The 20,209-nt window shown below is 67.2% G+C and carries 14 protein-coding genes; 6 read left to right on the top strand and 8 right to left on the bottom strand.

Annotation, left to right across the window (positions count from 1 at the left end; translation table 11 throughout):
- Nucleotides 1–26: 26 nt before the first annotated feature.
- Both ACH49X_RS29540 and ACH49X_RS29535 read left to right on the top strand, forming a co-directional pair.
- Entirely contained in the window at nt 27–3,791 is a 3,765-nt protein-coding gene (locus ACH49X_RS29540; RefSeq protein WP_357207799.1) for an ABC transporter ATP-binding protein, read from the top strand.
- 106 nt (nt 3,792–3,897) lie between these two features.
- Nucleotides 3,898–7,704 carry a multifunctional oxoglutarate decarboxylase/oxoglutarate dehydrogenase thiamine pyrophosphate-binding subunit/dihydrolipoyllysine-residue succinyltransferase subunit gene (locus tag ACH49X_RS29535; RefSeq protein ID WP_357207797.1) on the top strand — a complete coding sequence of 1,269 codons (3,807 nt, stop codon included), beginning with the start codon at nt 3,898–3,900 and terminating at the stop codon, nt 7,702–7,704.
- Between the two features lie 161 nt (nt 7,705–7,865).
- Here the strand turns inward: ACH49X_RS29535 and ACH49X_RS29530 are convergent, their stop codons facing one another.
- The 3 genes from ACH49X_RS29530 to ACH49X_RS29520 all read right to left on the bottom strand — a co-directional run bounded on the left by ACH49X_RS29530 (nt 7,866) and on the right by ACH49X_RS29520 (nt 9,738).
- Nucleotides 7,866–8,258, bottom strand: coding sequence for a DNA-binding protein (locus ACH49X_RS29530; RefSeq protein ID WP_357207795.1), 393 nt, complete (start codon nt 8,256–8,258; stop codon nt 7,866–7,868).
- A complete protein-coding gene (locus tag ACH49X_RS29525) occupies nt 8,258–8,515 on the bottom strand; it encodes a hypothetical protein (protein WP_357207793.1) in 258 nt (85 codons plus the stop codon). Before ACH49X_RS29525 ends, ACH49X_RS29530 begins: the two co-directional genes overlap by 1 nt.
- 77 nt (nt 8,516–8,592) lie before the next feature.
- The gene (locus ACH49X_RS29520) at nt 8,593–9,738 is read right to left on the bottom strand and encodes a GIY-YIG nuclease family protein (RefSeq protein ID WP_357207790.1); all 1,146 of its coding nucleotides are present in this window, start codon (nt 9,736–9,738) and stop codon (nt 8,593–8,595) included.
- A gap of 97 nt (nt 9,739–9,835) precedes the next feature.
- Between ACH49X_RS29520 and ACH49X_RS29515 the strand changes: the two genes are divergently transcribed.
- Genes ACH49X_RS29515 through ACH49X_RS29505 form a run of 3 tightly spaced genes read left to right on the top strand, consistent with a single transcriptional unit; the run spans nt 9,836 to nt 12,230 of the window.
- Nucleotides 9,836–10,135 carry a hypothetical protein gene (locus ACH49X_RS29515; RefSeq protein ID WP_039800482.1) on the top strand — a complete coding sequence of 100 codons (300 nt, stop codon included), beginning with the start codon at nt 9,836–9,838 and terminating at the stop codon, nt 10,133–10,135.
- A 15-nt stretch (nt 10,136–10,150) separates the two neighbouring features.
- Nucleotides 10,151–11,404, top strand: coding sequence for a DUF6973 domain-containing protein (locus tag ACH49X_RS29510; RefSeq protein WP_357207788.1), 1,254 nt, complete (start codon nt 10,151–10,153; stop codon nt 11,402–11,404).
- 46 nt (nt 11,405–11,450) lie between these two features.
- Nucleotides 11,451–12,230 carry a hypothetical protein gene (locus ACH49X_RS29505; RefSeq protein ID WP_357296720.1) on the top strand — a complete coding sequence of 260 codons (780 nt, stop codon included), beginning with the start codon at nt 11,451–11,453 and terminating at the stop codon, nt 12,228–12,230.
- 95 nt (nt 12,231–12,325) lie between these two features.
- Here the strand turns inward: ACH49X_RS29505 and ACH49X_RS29500 are convergent, their stop codons facing one another.
- The 5 genes from ACH49X_RS29500 to ACH49X_RS29480 form a co-directional block, all read right to left on the bottom strand.
- The gene (locus tag ACH49X_RS29500) at nt 12,326–12,628 is read right to left on the bottom strand and encodes a DUF397 domain-containing protein (protein WP_357207862.1); all 303 of its coding nucleotides are present in this window, start codon (nt 12,626–12,628) and stop codon (nt 12,326–12,328) included.
- 401 nt (nt 12,629–13,029) lie between these two features.
- Nucleotides 13,030–13,326, bottom strand: coding sequence for a hypothetical protein (locus ACH49X_RS29495; protein WP_357207782.1), 297 nt, complete (start codon nt 13,324–13,326; stop codon nt 13,030–13,032).
- Nucleotides 13,327–13,514: 188 nt separating this feature from the next.
- Nucleotides 13,515–14,420, bottom strand: a complete 906-nt coding sequence (locus tag ACH49X_RS29490) for an aromatic prenyltransferase (RefSeq protein WP_357207780.1) — start codon at nt 14,418–14,420, stop codon at nt 13,515–13,517.
- A gap of 124 nt (nt 14,421–14,544) precedes the next feature.
- A complete protein-coding gene (locus ACH49X_RS29485) occupies nt 14,545–15,465 on the bottom strand; it encodes a hypothetical protein (protein ID WP_357207778.1) in 921 nt (306 codons plus the stop codon).
- Nucleotides 15,462–15,809 carry a hypothetical protein gene (locus ACH49X_RS29480; protein ID WP_195082103.1) on the bottom strand — a complete coding sequence of 116 codons (348 nt, stop codon included), beginning with the start codon at nt 15,807–15,809 and terminating at the stop codon, nt 15,462–15,464. Before ACH49X_RS29480 ends, ACH49X_RS29485 begins: the two co-directional genes overlap by 4 nt.
- Nucleotides 15,810–16,006: 197 nt before the next feature.
- On the opposite strand from ACH49X_RS29480, the gene ACH49X_RS29475 reads away from it, so the two are divergent.
- Entirely contained in the window at nt 16,007–20,161 is a 4,155-nt protein-coding gene (locus tag ACH49X_RS29475; RefSeq protein WP_357207776.1) for a CHAT domain-containing protein, read from the top strand.
- Nucleotides 20,162–20,209 lie beyond the last annotated feature (48 nt).

Here is a 20,209-nt window from a genome sequence, read left to right as displayed (position 1 = left end):
CTTGTCGGCAGGTGTCGGTACCGTCGATGACGAACACGGTACGACGAAGGGGGCGAGCGAAAGACGTGGACGGGGGATGCAGTCCGGGGTGGATACGCAGGCTGTGGGACGAATGCCTACCGCACCGCGCGGTGCTCGGCGGGCTCGCCGCTGCGGTGCTCGGCGGGGCGGTTGTCGAGACCGCGGGGCCGCTGCTGACGAAGCGGGCCGTCGACGCGGCCGGGATCGGTGACACGGCGGCGATCAGCGTCGTCGCCGGGCTGATCCTGGTACTGGCCGTGAGCCGGTCCGCGGCCGGGTTCGGGCGGCGCTGGCTGGCCGGGCGGCTGTCGCTGGACGTGCAGCACGCGCTGCGGGTGCGGCTGCTCGCCGCGTTGCAACGGCTCGACGGCGTGGGGCAGGACACCCTGCGCACCGGGCAAGTGGTGTCGCGCTCGATCACCGACTTGCAAATCGTCCAGGGGCTGCTGGCCATGGTGCCGCTGTCCGGCATGGCGCTGCTGGAATTCGGGCTCGCCGCCGCCGTCATGATCTGGCTCTCCCCGCCGCTGGCCGCCGTCGCGTTGCTGGTGGTGCCCGCGATCGGCCTGGTGGTCTACCGCATGCGTCCGCGACTGCACGCGGCCACCTGGTCCGCGCAGCAACGCGCCGCCGACCTGGCCCAGCACGTCGAGGAGACGGTCACCGGGGTGCGGGTGGTCAAAGGCTTCGGCCAGGAAGCGCGGATGGTCGATCAGCTGGAGCGGCACGGCCGCAAGCTGTTCGCCGAGCGGATGCGGGCCGCGCGGATCGATGCCGGGTTCGCGCCGACCGTCGCGACGATTCCCCAGCTCGGGATGGTCGCGGTCATCGCGCTCGGCGGGCTGCTCGCGCTGCACGGCGATATCGGCATCGGCACCTTCGTCGCGTTCGCCGCCTACGTCGCCGTCATGACCGGCACCGCGCGCATCCTCTCCTCCGTGATCGTCATGGCCCAGCTGACCAGGGCGGCGGCCGAGCGGGTCTTCCAGGTGATCGACACCGCGCCGGTGATCGCCGAACCCGAGCGCCCGGTCGAACTGCCGGACGGCCCGCTCGGCATCGAGATCGACGCGCTGCGTTTCGGCTTCGATCCGGATCGTCCGGTGCTGCGCGAACTCGACCTGCGGGTGCGCCCCGGCGAGACGGTGGCGATCATCGGCCCGGCGGGCTCGGGCAAGTCCACGCTCGCCCTGCTGCTTCCCCGGTTCTACGCGCCCGACGCGGGCCGGATCCGATTGTTCACCGAAGCCGGCGCGCCGCACGCCGGTTCGGTCGACGTGGCGAATGCGCGCGCCGAGACCGTCGACATCGCCGACGTGCGCGCCGCCGACCTGCGCGCCGCCATCGGCGTCGTCTTCGACGATCCGTTCCTGTTCTCCGACACCATCGCGGCCAATATCGCGCTCGGGCGACCGGATGCCACCGACGAGGAGATCAGGCAGGCGGCAGTGCAGGCCGCGGCGGACGAATTCATCGCCGAGCTGCCCGACGGCTACGACACGGTGGTCGGCGAGCGCGGTCTCACCCTCTCCGGCGGCCAGCGCCAGCGAATCGCACTGGCCAGGACGCTGCTGACCCGGCCGCGCATCCTGGTGCTCGACGACGCCACCTCCGCGGTGGACGCGGTGACCGAGGCCGCGATCTTCGACGCGCTGCCCGACCGCGGCGGGCGCACCACGCTGATCCTCGCGCACCGGGAGTCGACGCTCGCGCACGCCGATCGCGTGATCCGGCTGCCCGCGCCCGCCGGGCACGTCGCTCCCGAGCCGGACACGTCCGCTCCGGAAACGCGAATCTCTCCCGGTTCCGCCGGTCGGCGCTTCGGCGCCGCGGCGGCCGACATCAGCGAGACCCCCGAGCTGCGCCGGGCCATCGAGCAGCTGCCGCCCGCCACCGAGCAGCCGGGCATGGACTCCGAACGCATTCGCCAGCCGGATCCGCGCTTCCGGCTCGGCCGCCTGCTGCGCCCGGTGCGTGGGCTGGTGCTCACCGTCATGGCGCTGCTGGCCGCGGACGCCGCGATCGCCATCGCGTTCCCGCCGCTGGTGCGCTACGCCATCGACGGCGGTGTGCTCGGCGGCGACGCCGCGGCGCTGGTCCGCGCGACCGTGCTCGGCGCGGTGCTGGCCGCGGCCGGCCTGGCGGTCGGCGCGGCCACCACGTTGCTCACCGCGCGCACCGGGGAACGGGTGCTGTTCGCCCTGCGGGTCCGCAGTTTCGCGCACCTGCAACGGCTCGGCCTCGACTACTACGAGCGCGAGCTGTCCGGGCGGATCATGACGCGGATGACCACCGACGTCGACGCGCTGTCGACCTTCCTGCAGACCGGCGTCGCCACCAGCCTGGTCGGGCTGCTGACGCTGGTCGGCATCACGGTCGCGCTGCTGGTCATCGATGCGTCGCTGGCTCTGGTCGTGCTGGCGACGGTGCCCGCCCTGGCGATCGCGACGGTGCTGTTCCGGCGGGTGTCCTCCGCCGCGTACACCGTGTCGCGCGAGCATGTGTCGGCGGTCAACGCCGACTTCCAGGAGAACGTGACCGGCTTGCGCGCGGTGCAGGCCAACCGGCACGAGCCGCGCGCCGCCCGTCGCTTCGCCGAGTACTCACAGCGCTACCGCAACAGCCGGTTGCGGGCGCAGCGGGCGATCGCGCTGTACTTCGCGTTCGTCGTCGGCTGGGCCGACGTGGCGTTGGCGGTGGTGGTGTACTTCGGTGCCCGCGAGGTCGCCACCGGGGCGACCAGCGCGGGCACCCTGGTCGCGTTCGTGCTGTATCTGGAGCTGCTGTTCGTGCCGATCCTGCAGTTGTCCCAGGTCTTCGACAATTACCAGCAGGCCAGGGTCGGGTTGCGCCGGATCGGTGACCTGCTGCGCACGCCGTCCTCGATCGCCGCCGACCCGGCCGACCCGGTGCCCATCGGTTCCGGGCTGCGCGGTGACGTGGCGTTCGACGACGTCCGCTTCCACTACCCGGGCAGTCGCGTTCCGGCGCTGGACGGCGTCTCGCTGCGCGTCCCGGCGGGTTCCACCCTGGCCCTGGTCGGTCCGACCGGCGCGGGCAAGTCGACCGTCGTCAAGCTGCTCGCGCGGCTGTACGACCTGCCCGCGGATGATCGCACCGACCCGCGTGAACTCGCCGAGGCAACCGCTGCCGGCGCGATCCGGGTGGACGGCGTCGACCACCGCGACTACCGCCTCGCCGACTACCGCTCGCGGCTGGGCATCGTCCCTCAGGAAGCTCACCTGTTCACCGGGACCGTGGCGAGCAACATTGCATTCGGGAAACCATTCGCGACCGACGAAGAGATCGCCGCCGCGGCGGCCGCGGTAGGTGCGACGGAGATGATCGACGGCCTGCCGCTCGGGATGAACCAACCGGTCGGCGAGCGGGGCCGCGGCCTGTCGGCCGGCCAACGGCAGCTGATCGCGCTGGCCCGCGCCGAACTGGTCGCTCCGGACTTGCTGCTGCTCGACGAGGCCACCGCGACGCTCGACCCGGACGCCGAGGCATCGGTGCTGGCAGCGAGCCGGTCGCTGAGCCGCGACCGCACCACGGTGATCGTCGCGCACCGGCTCGGCACCGCCGCGCGCGCCGACCGGATCGCGGTGGTCGACCATGGGCGGATCGTGGAATTCGGCGAGCACGCGGAGCTGCTCGCGGCGGGCGGGCAGTATGCCCGGCTCTGGGCAGCGGCGCGGGCGTCGGAGGGAATATTCTCGGATGACGCCGGGTCATCACCAATAGGGTCGGGGGTGTCGGGTGGTCAGTGAATCCGCCGATTTGCTGCTGGGCCTATCCTCAGATAGGGCGCATCGGCGCGCAATCCGCTGATCCCCGTGCCGGGCACGTCACAAACGTCGCAGCGCGAAGAACGAAATGAGGCGAACACCTGCTGTGAGCAGCTCAACATCCCAGTTCGGACAGAACCAGTGGCTAGTCGACGAGATGTATCAGAAGTTCAAACAAGATCCATCATCGGTCGACGAGAGCTGGCACGAGTTCCTGGCCGACTACACGCCTGACGCGAGTGGCGACTCCGGCAACAGCCAGTCCGCCCCCGCGCCCGCGCAGGCTGCCGCTGCCGCACCGGCTTCGACGGCCACCAAGCCCGCCGCCGCCACGCGCAACGACGCCAAGCCTGCCACCCCCGCGGCCCCGAAAGCGCCCGCACCGGCCGCCGCCAAGCCCGCACCGGCCGCCGCCAAGCCCGCCGCCGTGACCACGCGCGCACCGCAGACCACCCCGGCGCCGACGTCGAACGCCGCGCCGACCTCCGGCCCGAAGCAGGCCGACACCGCCGCCGACGAGTCCAAGGTGCTGCGCGGCGCGGCCGCCGCTGTGGCGAAGAACATGTCCGCCTCGCTGAGCATCCCCACCGCGACCAGCGTGCGGGCCATCCCGGCCAAGCTGATGATCGACAACCGCTTGGTCATCAACAACCACCTCGCCCGCACCAGGGGCGGCAAGATCTCCTTCACCCACCTGCTCGGCTACGCCATCGTGCAGGCGGTCAAGGCGTTCCCGAACATGAACCGGCACTACGCCGAGATCGACGGCAAGCCGAACGCGGTCACCCCCGCGCACACCAACCTCGGCCTCGCCATCGACCTGCCCGGCAAGGACGGCAGCCGATCGCTGGTCGTCGCCGCCATCAAGGGCTGCGAGGCGATGACCTTCGGGCAGTTCCACACCGCCTACGAGGACATCGTCCGCCGCGCCCGCGACGGCAAGCTCACCGCCGAGGACTTCTCCGGCGTCACCATCTCGCTGACCAACCCGGGCACCATCGGCACCGTGCACTCGGTGCCCCGCCTGATGAACGGTCAGGGCGCGATCATCGGCGCGGGCGCGATGGAGTACCCCGCCGAGTTCCAGGGCATGAGCGACGAGCGCATCGCCGATCTGGGCGTCGGCAAGCTGATGACGCTCACCTCCACCTACGACCACCGCATCATCCAGGGCGCGGAGTCCGGTGACTTCCTGCGCACCATCCACCAGCTGCTGATCGCCGACGAGTTCTACGACGAGATCTTCCACGGTCTCGGCGTGCCGTACGAGCCGGTCCGCTGGCGCAAGGACGTCCGCGAACGCGGCGTCGACAAGAGCGCGCGCGTGCTGGAGATGATCGCGGCCTACCGCAACCGCGGCCACCTGATGGCCGACACCGACCCGCTGCGGCTGGTCAAGGACAAGTTCCGCAGCCACCCGGACCTGGACGTCACCCAGCACGGCCTGACCCTGTGGGACCTGGACCGCACGTTCAACGTGGCCGGCTTCCACGGCCAGGAGCGGATGAAGCTGCGCGACGTGCTGTCGGTCCTGCGCGACGCCTACTGCCGCCACGTCGGCGTGGAGTACACCCACATCCTGGACGTGGAGCAGCTGCGCTGGATCCAGGACCGGGTCGAGCAGAAGCACGCGAAGCCGACGGTCGCCCAGCAGAAGTACATCCTGAACCGGCTGAACGCGGCCGAGGCTTTCGAGACCTTCCTGCAGACCAAGTACGTCGGGCAGAAGCGCTTCTCGCTGGAGGGCGCCGAGGCCGTCATCCCGATGATGGACGCCGTCATCGACCAGTGCGCCGAGCACAGCCTCGACGAGGTCGTCATCGGCATGCCGCACCGCGGTCGGCTCAACGTGCTGGCCAACATCGTGGGCAAGCCCTACTCGAAGATCTTCACCGAGTTCGAGGGCAACATGAACCCGGCCGCCACGCACGGCTCCGGCGACGTGAAGTACCACCTCGGCGCGCAGGGCACCTACCTGCAGATGTTCGGCGACAACGAGATCGAGGTCTCGCTCACCGCGAACCCCTCGCACCTGGAGGCGGTCGACCCGGTGCTCGAGGGCCTCGTGCGCGCCAAGCAGGATCTGCTGGACAAGGGCGACGGCGCGGAAGGCTTCTCGGTCGTGCCGCTCATGCTGCACGGTGACGCCGCGTTCGCCGGTCAGGGCGTGGTCGCCGAGACGCTGAACCTGTCGGGTCTGCGCGGCTACCGGGTCGGCGGCACCATCCACATCGTGGTGAACAACCAGATCGGCTTCACCACCGCTCCGGAGAACAGCCGCTCCACCGAGTACTCCACCGACATCGCGAAGTTCATCGGCGCGCCGATCTTCCACGTCAACGGCGACGACCCGGAGGCGTGCGACTGGGTGGCGCGCCTTGCGGTCGACTTCCGGCAGAAGTTCCGCAAAGACGTCGTGATCGACATGATCTGCTACCGCCGTCGCGGCCACAACGAGGGCGACGACCCGTCGATGACCCAGCCGTACATGTACGACGTCATCGACACCAAGCGCTCGGTCCGCAAGGCGTACACCGAGAGCCTGATCGGCCGTGGCGACATCTCGCTGAAAGAGGCCGAGGACGCGCTGCGCGACTACCAGGGCCAGCTGGAGCGGGTGTTCAACGAGGTCCGTGAGCTGGAGAAATACTCGCCTGGACCGAGCGAGTCGGTCGAGGGCGACCAGCCGGTGCCCGCGAGCGTCGTGACGGCGGTGGACAAGTCCATCCTGCAGCGCATCGGTGACGCGTTCCTCAACGTGCCCGACGGCTTCAACGTGCACCCGCGCGTCAAGCCGGTGCTGGAGAAGCGCCGCGAGATGGCCTACGAGGGCAAGGTGGACTGGGCCTTCGCCGAGTTGCTCGCCTTCGGCACGCTGATCGACGAGGGTCGCGCGGTGCGCCTGACCGGTCAGGACTCCCGCCGCGGCACGTTCACCCAGCGGCACGCGGTGATCATCGACCGCAAGACCGCCGAGGAGTACACCCCGCTGCACAACATCGGCGGCGAGAACCCGGGCTGGTTCGCCGTGCACGACTCGGCGCTGAGCGAATACGCCGCCGTCGGTTTCGAATACGGCTACTCGCTGGGCAATCCCAACGCGCTGGTGTTGTGGGAGGCGCAGTTCGGTGACTTCGTCAACGGCGCGCAGTCGATCATCGACGAGTTCATCTCCTCCGGTGAGGCCAAGTGGGGCCAGCTCTCCGACGTCGTGCTGCTGCTGCCGCACGGTCACGAGGGCCAGGGCCCGGACCACACCTCCGGCCGCATCGAGCGCTTCCTCCAGCTGTGCGCGGAAGGCTCGATGACCGTCGCGGTGCCGTCCACCCCGGCCAACTACTTCCACCTGCTGCGCCGCCACGCGCTCGACGGCATCCGCCGCCCGCTGATCGTCTTCACCCCGAAGTCGATGCTGCGCAACAAGGCCGTGGTCTCCGACCTGAAGGACTTCACCGAGAGCAAGTTCCGCTCGGTCTTCGACGAACCTGCCTACGAGCAGGGCATCGGCGACCGCAGCAAGGTCAAGCGCATCCTGATGACCAGCGGCAAGCTCTACTACGAACTCGCCGCCGAAAAGGCCAAGCAGAAGCGCGAAGACGTCGCCATCGTGCGGATCGAGCAGCTCTACCCGCTGCCCACCCGCCGCCTCAACGAGGCCCTGGAGGGCTACCCCAACGCCACCGACCTGGCGTGGGTCCAGGAGGAACCGGCCAACCAGGGCGCCTGGCCCTTCTTCGGCCTCAACCTCCCCGAAACCCTCCCCGCCCGCTTCGCCAACACCCGCCTGCGCCGCATCTCCCGCCGCGCCATGTCGGCCCCGTCCTCGGGCTCGAGCAAGGTGCACGCGGTGGAACAGGCGGAGATCATCGCGGAGGCGTTCGAGCCGACCAGTTAGCTACTTGAACTGACACCGGGCCGGATCGCTCAATCCTTTGAGCGATCCAGCCCGGTTTCGTATCTGCGGACGATGACGGTCAGGACACCGAGCGAGGTCGCTGTCAGAGCTGCGATACAGCGTCGTCGTTGCCCTGATCGCTGCTCACTGCTCCAACATGCTCACACCTTGACGATCTGGATCTCCGGGCCACACAACAAGGCCATGTCCTCGGGGTCCGAGGTCACCACCGTCGCCAGCCCACCAACGGAGCGGGCCGACGCAGCCAGAACGGCGTCGATCGCGTACTTGTGGCCACCAAGGCCATGCTCGCGCAACAGTGCAGCGGCCTGCGCAGCCAACTCTCGAGTCACGGCATGCACGTCGATCTGCGATAGTGTCCATGCGATCCGGGCAGCATGCACTTTGCTGTAGTCCGCTTCCACCGTCGTCATAGCCGTGGTGGCCACTCGCACGCCGTCCTCTTTGGCAGCCTGCACCCACGCAAGCATGCGGCGATCTTTCCGGTACAGCAGGGACAGACCCTCGCTGTCGAGGAACAGCACATCCGGCATCAGGCGGCCGATCCGCGCGAACCCCGACGCCGCCGTTCGAAGCCCAACTCCGCCCGCGCCTCATCGATTTCCGCACGCGTCAGCGGCTCGTTGTCCTTCTCGAAATCGGCCACCAGCTCCCCCAACTTGTCCATCGCCACACGCTGCTCCAACGCCTCGGCGACGTAGGCGGAGAAGCCGCCCGGACCGACATGGGCTCGAGCCTGCTCAGCGAGCTCCTCCGGGAGGCTGATCGAGTACTTCTTACTACCACCCATGCCCTGAATGCTACCAATGGTAGGAACATGCGACCAGCCCCCTCACGTCGGCCGTCGCGCTGATGACTAGCCACAACTCATGTGATCACTTCACCAGTTACCGAACCGCTCAACCCATCGGCATCGAATGCCTGAGCAACACCCATGCCCCCGTCGTCCACGGACTCGCTGCTGTCCTGAAATGCGGGCGACTGCCGCACGGCTTCGGCGCTTTTCGTCGCGGCATCCCTCGGCAACCCTGGCCGCGGGTGTTCGGGGTACACCGCTTGCACCAGTTGCGGACAGTGGTAACGGGTGTAGATGCAGAAGTGCTTACGCATGATGTCGAGGACTAATCGGGCCGCTGCGGTGGTGACGCGCGGGTCATCGACAAGGCGCTGGAGACTGTCCAGAGTCCAGCACTGCACCGCGACATCGTCACTTCCCGCGTCGGCATACCGGCCGTGCGACAACCGCACCCGAGGATGCCGGCGCAGGAATTCGTGTTCGGCCTCGGCGGTGGGAACCAGCAGGCTGCGGCGGACATTGAGAAAGCCCGACAGCTCGTCGGAGACGACGAATACCTCCATCGCACCGACGCTCACACAGAAACGGCGCTTGCCGCCATAGGTCCCGGTGCTGACCGACCAATACTGGAACTCAGTCGCGCGCGGCACGGGAACCGACGAGTCCAAAAAGGCGCGAAGCAGCGCGGTGACCTCATCAGCCCCCGGCCTCGCTTGGTACCGACGCGCGTTTGCCGCGTATCGGACCTCCTGCGCCGGCATCGGCTTCAGCGGTGTCGCATCGGCGGCGTTGTAGACCTGCGGGTCGGCCAGCCACCGATCCTGCTCACCGACGGGCAACAATTCCTCGAGGGCGTCGCGCCCAGCGGTGACTCTCGCGTTGATCACATTCCGTAGCGGTACGCCGAGCGTCTCCAACTCATGGGTGAAGGTTCGCTCACGCCGCTTGAGTTTCTGTTTCGACGCTATCTCCGGCCGAAACCGCACCGTGGCGATCTCGTCGCCCCACTTCGCGCGGTGCCCAACCATCCGGCCGCGTAGGTTCACAGATTCGCCGACATAGAAGCTGTCATCGTGGAATCGAAGCAGGTACCAACCGCTCAGCACTGGCTGACCAGGCGGCAGCGCCACTGTTCGGGCCTCCGCGAAAAGAACTGCTGCATAGAAATTTCGGGAATCGGCCCAGCTATCGGCAACCGATCTAGGCGGTGGGTTCACGGAACGAGCATAGGAGTCGGAACCCCACCCCCGGCAGCCTGATCACACCGCTATGTACGCTGTACGCTCCGGGACCGTTGATATGGGGGAGGCTGGAGTGCAGATCGACCCCGTGACGCTGACAGACGCAGCGCGCGTGTTGGAGTTCATTGCCGACGACGTCAAAGATCCAGTGAAGACGCCACGTCTGGATGCCGCTGACTGCATCAAGTCTCTGCGTGATTCGCCGATCGCCACCGCGCTCGGCGACGCCGATGGCGCGAGCGAGCAGGCCAAGATCGTGATCGAGAAACGGTACCGATGGATGGCCCATCTGCTGTATCTCACGGCCACAACGTTCCACGGTGTGGACGTCGATCTGGCCAACCAGTTGAACGCCATGGGCGAGTTGAACTGAATCGAGAACCTACCGATGTGGATTCCGAAGCTCGCCGACCTCATCAGCATCTCTGCTGGTACGGAGTCTCGATCGTTGGACGTATCGGCCCTGAAGGCGCTCGGCGAACGTGCAGAGAATGTCGAGAAAGGGCTCAACGCCACGGCCGACGCGATGCGCCGGCAGATCCAGGCACTGGAGTGGTCGGGCGCCGCGAGCCGCGCCGCGACAGATCGCGCCGATCAGGAGTACCAGTACGTTCGCAGGATCGCCGATGCGCACGGTCGGCTCGGCGAACTGGCGATCGGCGCCTATAACGACATGTCCTACGCCGTCTCATTTTTGACGTCCACAGCGCTGCTGCTCATGTCCGAGGGCTTTACGGTTGAGCAGGACTGGACGGTTCATGCGCCCGACGGCGGTGACAAGGATCGGGCCACCAATGACACCATCAGCCTGCAGGCGCAAGCCAAGCACATCGGTTCCTCCATGGAGACGTGGGCTCCCCAGATCACACAGGTCATAGGAGATATTCGACTGTCGGCACCGCAGTCGGCAGCGGATCGTTTCACGACCGATCCAGCCGAAGTAGCCGAGATCAAGGGCAGACCCGCCGGGGCGGGACCGGCGACGCTACATGAGCGTCTGCTGGCCAAATACAACGTCACACCCGATCCGGACGGGACGGTCATGTTCCCTACCGACCCGGAGAGCGCACTCGGCAAAGCTCTGGCAGCCGCCGGATTCGAGCCCAGACGAGTTACCGCCAGTGAGGCCCGGATGCTGTCCGAACTGGACTTGCATGGTGTCCTGGCGTTCTCCATGATCGAGCAGGCCGCATCGGAAGAGGGGAAGACGATCTTCGAGGACAAGCCACGTGCGGGCGGCGTGGGCGACGGTCACGCCGACGCGTTCCGGCACGCCTACTGGAACACTCTGTTGTCCAAAGAATTCGGCCAGGACTGGGCGAACGCGTACACGACTGCGCACGAGCGGATCGACGGTCCGACTTCACACGCGAGCGCGGAGGCGATGGACCTGCACAACAACGAGGTCGGTCGTCGAATCCAAGCCGAGCATCCGAATGCGTCGCCCACCGAGCTGAAGGAGCTCGTGAAGAAGGCGGTAGAAAACGGCCAATTGGTTGTCGTCGGACCCGACGGTCAACTGAAGTACAGCAACCAGGTGCCATTCGGCGACACGGGGATTACCGACAGAGAGCCCCCGGCGCGAGGTGGTCACGACCCGGAGGTGACGCGCGGTGAGCCCAAGAACGGAACCTACTACTAAGGGACAGTGGCTTCGCAGGGTGCTGTGGGGCGTTCTTCTCGTCGCTGTGCCGGTGTTGGCGGTGGTCGGACTTCTGGCATATGTGGCTGGCGACCCGTTCGAACCACACTTGAGTGAGGACAAGGCCCTGTCCGCACAGTTGAACGACCTGTGGAGGAAGGGCGGCTCCACGCCGCTGCGCGACCTTGCCGGCGGAAGCTGGGACCGCGTCTACGTGTACCAGCAGGAATACCTCGGCCGGGAACAGGTGGAGCGAGAAGTCGGTGCACCAGTGGAGATGGAGGACACCTTCTCCAAAAGTGGCGCGTCAGTGCTGGTCTTCGCGCGAGGGAACGGCGTTCAGCATGCGACTTGGGTTGATGTGCCACTGATCTCAGGGCTCTACACCGCAGACGTCGAGCTTCGGGCGCCTGGCTACCCGCGTTATCTCGAATTCGTGGAGCCTCGACCGACAGGTCCACACCTTATCGAAGACACCGATCTGGAGGCGAAGAAGGACGAACTCTTCCGCACGCACGGCTCAGCTCTGCTCCGTGATCTCACCGGCGGTGATTGGGACAGGGTCTACGTCGTGACCGCCGACACCCGTGCGAAAGTCGAGGCGTTCGTCGGCGCTCCGGTCGAGATGGAACCCATCTTCACAGAGCGTGGCAGCATTCTCGTGTTCACAAAAGACGGTGCGGTTCAACGAGCGGCGTACATCCGCGGGTATCTTCCTCCCGACGGCGTCTACAGCCGTGCCGTACGTCTCGACGCAAACGTTGCCCCTCTCGAGGTGCGACTCGTCGACCCCACTCCGCCTGCGACAAAAACGGCACCGCGGTAACTCGGCGGCCGTAGCGTTGGCAGACGATCGATCGGTGCGGTCGGGTCGGTCGTGCGGCGCAACAAGGTCGAGGAGCGCTCACGCCGCCCACCGCATCAGACAGCGAGGTCGTCGAACTCTCCCGCTTTGCATCCCTCCAGCCAAGCGGCGAACTCGGCTCGGGTGAACTCCAATGTTCCGGCCTCAGGTGCGTTGCTGTTGCGGACCAGTACGCCCCCTGGAATCGCGGCAACCTCTACACAAGTCTCCGGGCTGGTGAAGCTCGACTTCCGCCAGTGGTGAACGGTGTTCGCTTCTCCGGTCTCCGCAAGCCGAGCGCTTCGAACACGACGTCCGTTGCCTTCTCCGTGGTGCCGATCCAGTTGTCTTGCGGAATGTGGGCACCCGATACGGATCATCGTGTGGGTCATCAATGCGATGAATCGCAACTAACTTGGCGGTACTTCTCACGGATCTTCAGCGGTCGCAAACCGGCCCGCCGGTATTCATTGCCTCGAACCGGCCGTACCCGCTGGCCCTGTCGAAATCGAGGCGGAGACCTGCGATCTCCGGTATGAATCGAACCGGGTTCGGTGAACTGTAATGGGGGAACGGCAGAGTCAGCGGCTCGTATGAATTCCGTCAGGACGAGCCGAAGGAATTCCGGCAGGTGCGAAAAGTCGACTGGCTCCGCACCGATATACCGTGGGACGCGGTCCGGCCCGATCTGCGGGCCAGCCTCGGCTCTCTCCTCACAGTTTGCGGCCTAACCCGCCACAACTGCACAACTATGTCGATTCCCAATTCAACTCCCTGGCTTTTACGGGATCGGATACATGGTGATGATGCCGCCGAATCGGTCGGTGATGATCTTGTACCGGCTGGTGGCGTGACCACCCAACTGCTCCGACACGCTGCCGATGACCTTACCGGCGTCGACCTCGCGTTCGAAGTTGCCGTCGTGGTTGGGTCCGCGTGCCGGTGAGTTCTCAGCCGCTTCGGCCAGCTCATCGAGTTCCTCGCCTGTAATCGTGTCGGGCCAGGTCCCCTTCGAAGGATTGTTGTTGGGAACGCCTTTGACATGCTTGATCCGCGGGCGGCGGATCGACCACGTCACAGCAGCCCTGTCATCCCCTAGGCGACCGCCGGTACACCGATTCCAGGACCGGCAGATTACGCGCCGAACATCTTCATCAGCAGGGGCGCCGTTCGAGGCGGCCGTCCAACTCCCCCGGTCGGCACCGCTATCGAAAGGCCGTGTCAGCAGGAGTGGGACTCGTCAGCTGACACGCCCTGTCGACAGTTCTATGAATCGGAAGTCTTCATCCTGTCCAAAATCCGGGGTTGCCACTGATAGAACCAACTGAACTTGTAGGACTCCCCGTCGGGTGACGAGGTGGCGGCATAGGTGAATCGGCGGTCGGGCGTGCTGATCGGAACTTCGTCGACGAGGTGCGCGAAGCGGGGTTCGATCGGAACCGGAAGCGTTCTCGGGTCCGGTGTTATCACCGGAAAACAGAGGCGCTCGATGCGGGGTGATTCCCAGCTGATGGTGGCGTAGATATCGAATGCTTTCTCGGTGAGCGCGAGGAAGCGATCGCTGGGGTCCGGAAGTCCGGCATCCCGGTGCAGCGACACGATGGCGCGGGGTTCGAAGTAGTCGGCCGGCAGTCCGGGGAAGTACACGTTCATCGTCTTGTCGTGGTAGTCGATGCCGAGCAAGCCGACTTTGTCTTCCAAACCGTGACGTGCGAACATGCGCGCGTGGTCGGCGAGACCGGGTGGCATGGACGGTAGTTCGGCGAGTTCGGATACCTTCTGCATGCCGTCGGCAGGAAAGAACGGCCAGATTTTCTTGAAGCCGCCGACTACACCGATATCTATTCCGTAGCTGTGGATGGGGTACCGCTCGCGGACCTGGTCCAGCAGAGCGCCGATCGGGTGATCGGTCTCGGGAAGGAGCCCGTTGGAAAGGGCGATGCCGTAGGGGTCGACGTCGCTGGGCAGCGTCAAGAAGCGGTAATCGAGATCTCCCGCGCGGCGGGCGTCGGTGACAACTCGGAGAGAGATCACCGAGCGCGTGAGCATCGCGCCGTATGCCGTCAGAGTGGGCTGGACAGCCTCTCGGGTGCAAGGCACGTTCCATAACCGCGCGGATTTCTCAATGGCCGCGTAGAGATCGTCCAGCTCGGATTCGGTAGTGGTGAACACGCGTCCTTCCAGAGATCGGTGCTACTGGCAGCGTCACGATTCCGCCGACACTCAGCACACAAACAGCGTCTTGGAGTCGAATGGGCAACGCAGCCAACACTTTACGCTGCGGCCCCTGCCAGGGTCATGCGGTCGACGGGCGCAGGTGACGCGTGAGGGCGTGACCGAGCTGCGGGCTGAGTGGACCGGTGTGGTCGATGCCGAGTTGGGTGGCGAGGGTGGTGGCGTGCAGACGGGCGGCGCTTTCCAAAAGGGTGGCGTAGGTGTCGGTCGTCGTGCGGATTCGATGATGGGCGGTTGCCGCGATGACGGCGGCGAGGGGTGCGGCGGGCCACCACCAGATGGTCAGGGCGAGGTAGAGAACGGACCAGGCCGCGAGCGTCGTGGCTCGCGAAAGCGCGGTGCGGGCGGTGGTGATCTCGTCGCGAACGGGATCCGGCAGGACCAGCCATAGCGACGGCCACGCGGGCGCGAGGTCGAGATGGTGGTCGCGGTCGAGCCGGAGCGCGGCGGCGTGGATGCGGTCGCCGCTCCAGGTCGGGCGCTCGGGGCGTTCGACCGAAATGCGCGCTCGTCGGCGGGCCGCACGGTGTCGCAGCGCCGGATCGGGTCGGGCAGTCGGATCGGGAGCCAAAGCCTGCTGGTATTCCCGGAGATAGTCGGCGTTGGCGCTGTCCCAGCGGCGCTGACGGCGGGACAGGGATCGCCGAGCCAGGTACCGTCCCGGCAGCGGCCACGCTTGCCATTCCGCGGCTAGTACACCTCGCTCGATAAGCGTTCCGAGCGATTGGGCGACGAAAGCGATCGCCGCGGCGGCGGCGAGGAGCGCGGCCAGGACGACGACCTGCCCGCCGGTGCTGGTGACTGCCGGGTTCTTGGCGTGGTCGGTGACACGCCGAGTGAGCAGGCCGACGTCCAGTGCGTGCGCATGGCCGAGCGTGCGCGCGGTGGCGGCGAGCGCCAGATAGAACGCGCCGGGCAGAACGAGCAGCGAGAACCACTTCTCGGCGAGCTTTTTCGCCAGTTCGCTCCACAGCCCGCTCATGAGAGCCGTTCTCGTCGCAGTTCCTGACCACTGATCGCGCAGTGGGGTGGGTCGGCATCGACCTCGTCGCGCCCACGGCCGTCGCAGCGTTCGAGTGGGCAGCGGTAGACGACCTCGATGCTGTGCACGCCGACCGGCGTCAGACCGCGGTGGTGTCCGTAGATTCCGCGCGCGTCGCCCACCGTGCGCAGAGCGGCGTGCACCGCATCCAGCGTGGTCGCGATGTCCGCCCCGGACCCCGACCGGACCGCGTCGAGTAGCTTTCGCAACGGGGTCGAGGCGTCCGTCTCGTCGTCGCCGAGGGTGCTGCGGATCTCCTGCAGGTGACCACAGAGATACGCCAACCCGGCGGTGACTCGCGCTGCATCTTGTGACGGCGGCAACCGAACCCCCAGGTGCACAGGTGAATACGACAGGCACTGCCGCCGGAGCCACTGCCGGTGAGCGCGTGCCGTGCGATCATATCGCCGTAAACCGTTGTGCCAGAGGTGATCGGTGATCAGCTGGCAGGCGATGGGCAAACCGTGGGGGTCGATGCGGTGTGACGGTCAACGCCACCTTGTGCACGGGCGCGATCAAACTCCTGCGACGGAAGTTGGCCACCACCCCCGCCGACCACCCCGCGCGGGCGCTGCTTCTGTTCCGCCTCGCGGACGCTCTCTATCGCCGGTTCAAGGAGACAGAGGCGATGACCGATCTGGACGACGCCATCGACTCCCTGCGGAAAGCCGTCGACGCCATCCCCGCCGACAGCCCGAACCTCGCCGTCGTCCTGGGCGAACTAGGTGGCGGACTGTGGACCCGTTTCCAGCACACCGGGACGTCGGCCGACTTGGACGAGGCGATCCGCACAGCTCGACGAGCGGTGGACGCCACGCCGCCTGATGACCCCGACGTGGCCGGACTGCTGGGTTTTCTCTCGTTGGCCATGCGGATCCGGTTCGAGCGGACAGGAACGATCGCCGATCTGCACGAGTCGGTCCTCATGCTGCGGTCGATGATCGCGGCCACGCCCACCGACCATCCCGAGCGCGCCGGAAGGATCAGCGCGCTCGGTCGCGCCCTGCGGCATCAGTTCACGGTGACGATGGCGTTGCCCGATCTGGACGAGGCGATCCGGGTCGGCAGGCAGGCGGTGGCGGCCACGGACCACCTCGAGCGTGTCGGCATTCTGTCCGATGTCGGCGTCTCCCTGCGGATGCGAGGTGAGGTGACCGGTGCGTGGGACGACTTGGACGAAGCGATCCGAATCGGTCGGCAGGCGGTGGCAGGCACGCCACCCGGTCACGCGCAGCGCACCGGCCGGATGACCAGCATCGGCCGGGCTCTGGTGGCTCGATTCGCGCTGGCAGGGCGATCGCACGACCTGGATGAGGCGATCGGATTCGGCCGGCGAGCGGTAGCGGCCGCGACCCCGGATCATCCCGAGCGCGCCGACAGTACGTCCATTCTCGGAACCGCCCTGCATCTACGGTCCCAGCGAACCGGCTCGGCGGCCGATCTGGACGAGGCCATCGCTCTGCTCCGGGAAGCCGCGGAATACGCCGACGACGCCAGCCGCCCCGTGTCGCTGTCCACGCTCGGGACCGCTTTGCTGAACCGGTTCGAAAGTACCGGGTCACAGGCCGACCTGGACGAAGCGATTCGCTTCGGTCGGCAGGCGGTGGCACTCGGCTCCGACCGCTTGGACCTGGGCAACATCCTGTCCGCTCACGGGGCCACGGTGTTGCGGCGGTTCGAGCGGATCGGCGACATGAGCGATCTGGACGAGGCTGTCGCCACGCTTCGGGAAGCCGTGGACGTCACGCCCGCCGATCATCCCGACCTGGCAAGCACATCGTCCAATCTGGCGAATGCCCTGCTGAAGCGGTTCGAGCGGATAGGAGGACTGCCCGATCTGGACGAGGCGATCGAGATCGGCCGACAGGCGGTGGCGGCCGTGCCCACCGGCCATCGCGACCTGGCCACCACACTGTCCAATCTCGTCACCTGCCTCCTGAGCCGATTTCAGCGCAGCGGCGAGATGGCCGACTTGGACGAGGCGATCCGGATCGGACGGGATGCGGTCGCCGCCACGCCCGCCGACCACCCCGGCCTGGCCGTCACCCGCTCGAATCTGGCCACCTGCCTGGTGGCCCGGTCGCACCGAACAGGGCTGACGACCGACCTCGACGAGGCGATCAGCGCCCTCCGGAAAGCCGTGGACATCCTTGCTCCCGACCATCCCTGGCGTGTCACGATGCTGTCGAATCTCGGTGTCGGATTGTGGAGGCGGTTCGATCGAACGGGTGCGCAGGCCGATCTGGACGAGGCGATCCGAGTGAATCGCATGGCGGTGGCGGCCACACCGGCCGACTACCCTCTCCGAGCCCGCCACCTGTCCAATCTCGCCATCCCCCTGCGGATTCGGTTCCAACGGACGGGTGCGATGGACGATTTGGACGAAGCGATCCGAATGGGTCGGCAGGCCGTCGCGGCCACGCCAACCGATCATCCCGATCTTTCCGCCATGCTGTCGGAGCTCGCGGCATCCATGCTGAGGCGATTCGAGCGGACGGGAACGCCGGCCGTTTTGGACGAAGCCATCGTCACCCTCCGGCAATCCTCGAGCATCCTCCCGCTCGACCACCCCGCTCGTGCCGAGACGCTGTCGGATCTCGGTGCTGTCCTTTCGAAGCGGTCCGAACGGACGGGGTCGGCGGCTGATCTGGACGAAGCGATCGCACTATGCCGGGAGGCGGTCGAGGCGACACCCGCAGACCACCCCGACCTCGCCAACCGGTTGTCCAACCTCGCCCTCCCGCTGCATATCCGGTTCGAGCAGACCGGAATGCCGGACGATTTGGACGAAGCGATCCGAATCGGCCGGCAGGCAGTCGCGGCCATGCCCGCCGACCATCCCGAACACGCCATCGTGCGGATCAACCTCGCCGAAGCTGTGGCAGCCCGATCCGAACGGACCGGCAGCGCGGCTGATCGGCAGGAGGCGACGAACGCCATGCAGGCCGCCGCCGAGCTGGCCACAGCCGCGCCCTCGCTACGTATACGGGCAGCTCGTAGTGCGGCCGAGCTGGCCGCGACAGCGGAGCCGGGCCGAGCGGCGGAGCTGCTGCGACAAGCGATCCGATTGCTGCCCGAACTCGCGCCACGCGAGTTGGCGCGGCCGGATCAACAGCATGTCCTCGGCGAGTACGCCGGACTCGGTTCCGACGCGGCCGCACTGGCGCTGCGAGATCCGGGCACACCACCGGACGAGCGCCCCATTCTGGCGTTACGGCTGCTGGAGGCGGGGCGGGCGGTGCTGTCGAGCCAAGCAGTGCAGGTCCGCGGTGACCTCACCGACCTCGAAGCGCAGCACCCCGAGCTGGCCTCCGACTTCGTCCGACTCCGGAAGCTGCTCGACCGACCTACCGATGCCCCCGCCGCGCCCGACGCGGCCGCGGACCCGATCGCGGACCGGGCACGATCGGCGCGGGAGCTGAACGAGGTGCTGGCGCGAATTCGTGCGCTACCTGGATTCGCATCCTTCGCTCTGCCCCCATCGGCGGAGGAACTCATCGCTCAGGCCGGCCACGGCCCGGTGGTGGCGTTCAATATCAGCGGATATCGCTGCGATGCGCTTCTGCTCACCCCTGGCGGAACCACCTGCCTGCCGCTGCCCGGCCTGTCGCTCGAGACCGTGATCGACCAGGTTCTCGCCTTCCACGAAGCCTTGCGAGTCGCAGGCGAAGGCCGCACCGGGCAGGAGCGGCAAGCGGCCCAGCGACAACTCAGCCGGATCCTGGAATGGTTGTGGGACAACGCCGCAGGCCCCGTCCTGGACGCCTTGGGCTACCGGGAACGGTCCGCCGCGGATGGGGCAGGCCCTCGGGTCTGGTGGATACCGGGTGGTCTGCTGGGGCTGCTGCCCATCCACGCCGCCGGATACCACACCAAGCCCCCTGGTCCCGCAGGTCGTGCGGTGCTGGACCGGGTGGTCTCCTCCTACACGCCCACCATCGCCGCCCTTCGCCACGCGCGCGGGCGTTCATCGAGCACCGAGCCTGCTCGCGGCTGCGCACTCATCGTCGCGATGCCTACCACTCCGGGGGTCGCGGGGCGCCTGCACCACGTGCCCGATGAAGTCCGCGCGGTCGCCGCCCACCTGCCGTCCGCGACGACGCTCACCGAACCGGAGTCCGGTCTCACCGACGGCTCGGCGATCGCGGCGTCACCTGGCGCTACCACAGCCTTCCCGACCAAGGCCAATGTCCTCGATCGCTTGGCGGACTGCGCCATCGTGCACTTCGCCTGCCACGGCGCCAACGATCCGGCCGACCCGTCCCGCAGCCACCTGCTGCTGCACGACCACGACACGGACCCGCTCACCGTCGCCGAACTCGCCTCGGTCCAACTGGACCGCGCACGGCTGGCCTACCTTTCGGCCTGCGAAACCGCCCTGACCACCAACGGCAGGCTCCTGGACGAAGCCATCCATCTCGCCTCGGCGTTCCAGCTCGCCGGATACCCGCACGTCATCGGCACGCTATGGACCATCGACGACGAAATCGCTGTCCAGATCGCCGACGCGTTCTACACCGCGCTGGACGACGTAACCGATGCCGCATACGCACTGCACAAAGCCGTCCACCAGGTGCGCGACGCACTTCCCGCCACGCCCTCGCTCTGGGCGGCCTACCTGCACGCCGGGGCGTGAGACCCCGCTTGCAGCCGAGCGCTCCGGCGGCCGACGCCTCTGAGCGCG

This window comes from Nocardia sp. NPDC019323 (assembly GCF_044389845.1).
In the GTDB taxonomy this organism is placed as follows: domain Bacteria; phylum Actinomycetota; class Actinomycetes; order Mycobacteriales; family Mycobacteriaceae; genus Nocardia; species Nocardia implantans.
The sequence above is the reverse complement of the archived record's forward strand: the minus strand, read 5'-3'. Positions and strand labels throughout refer to the sequence as shown.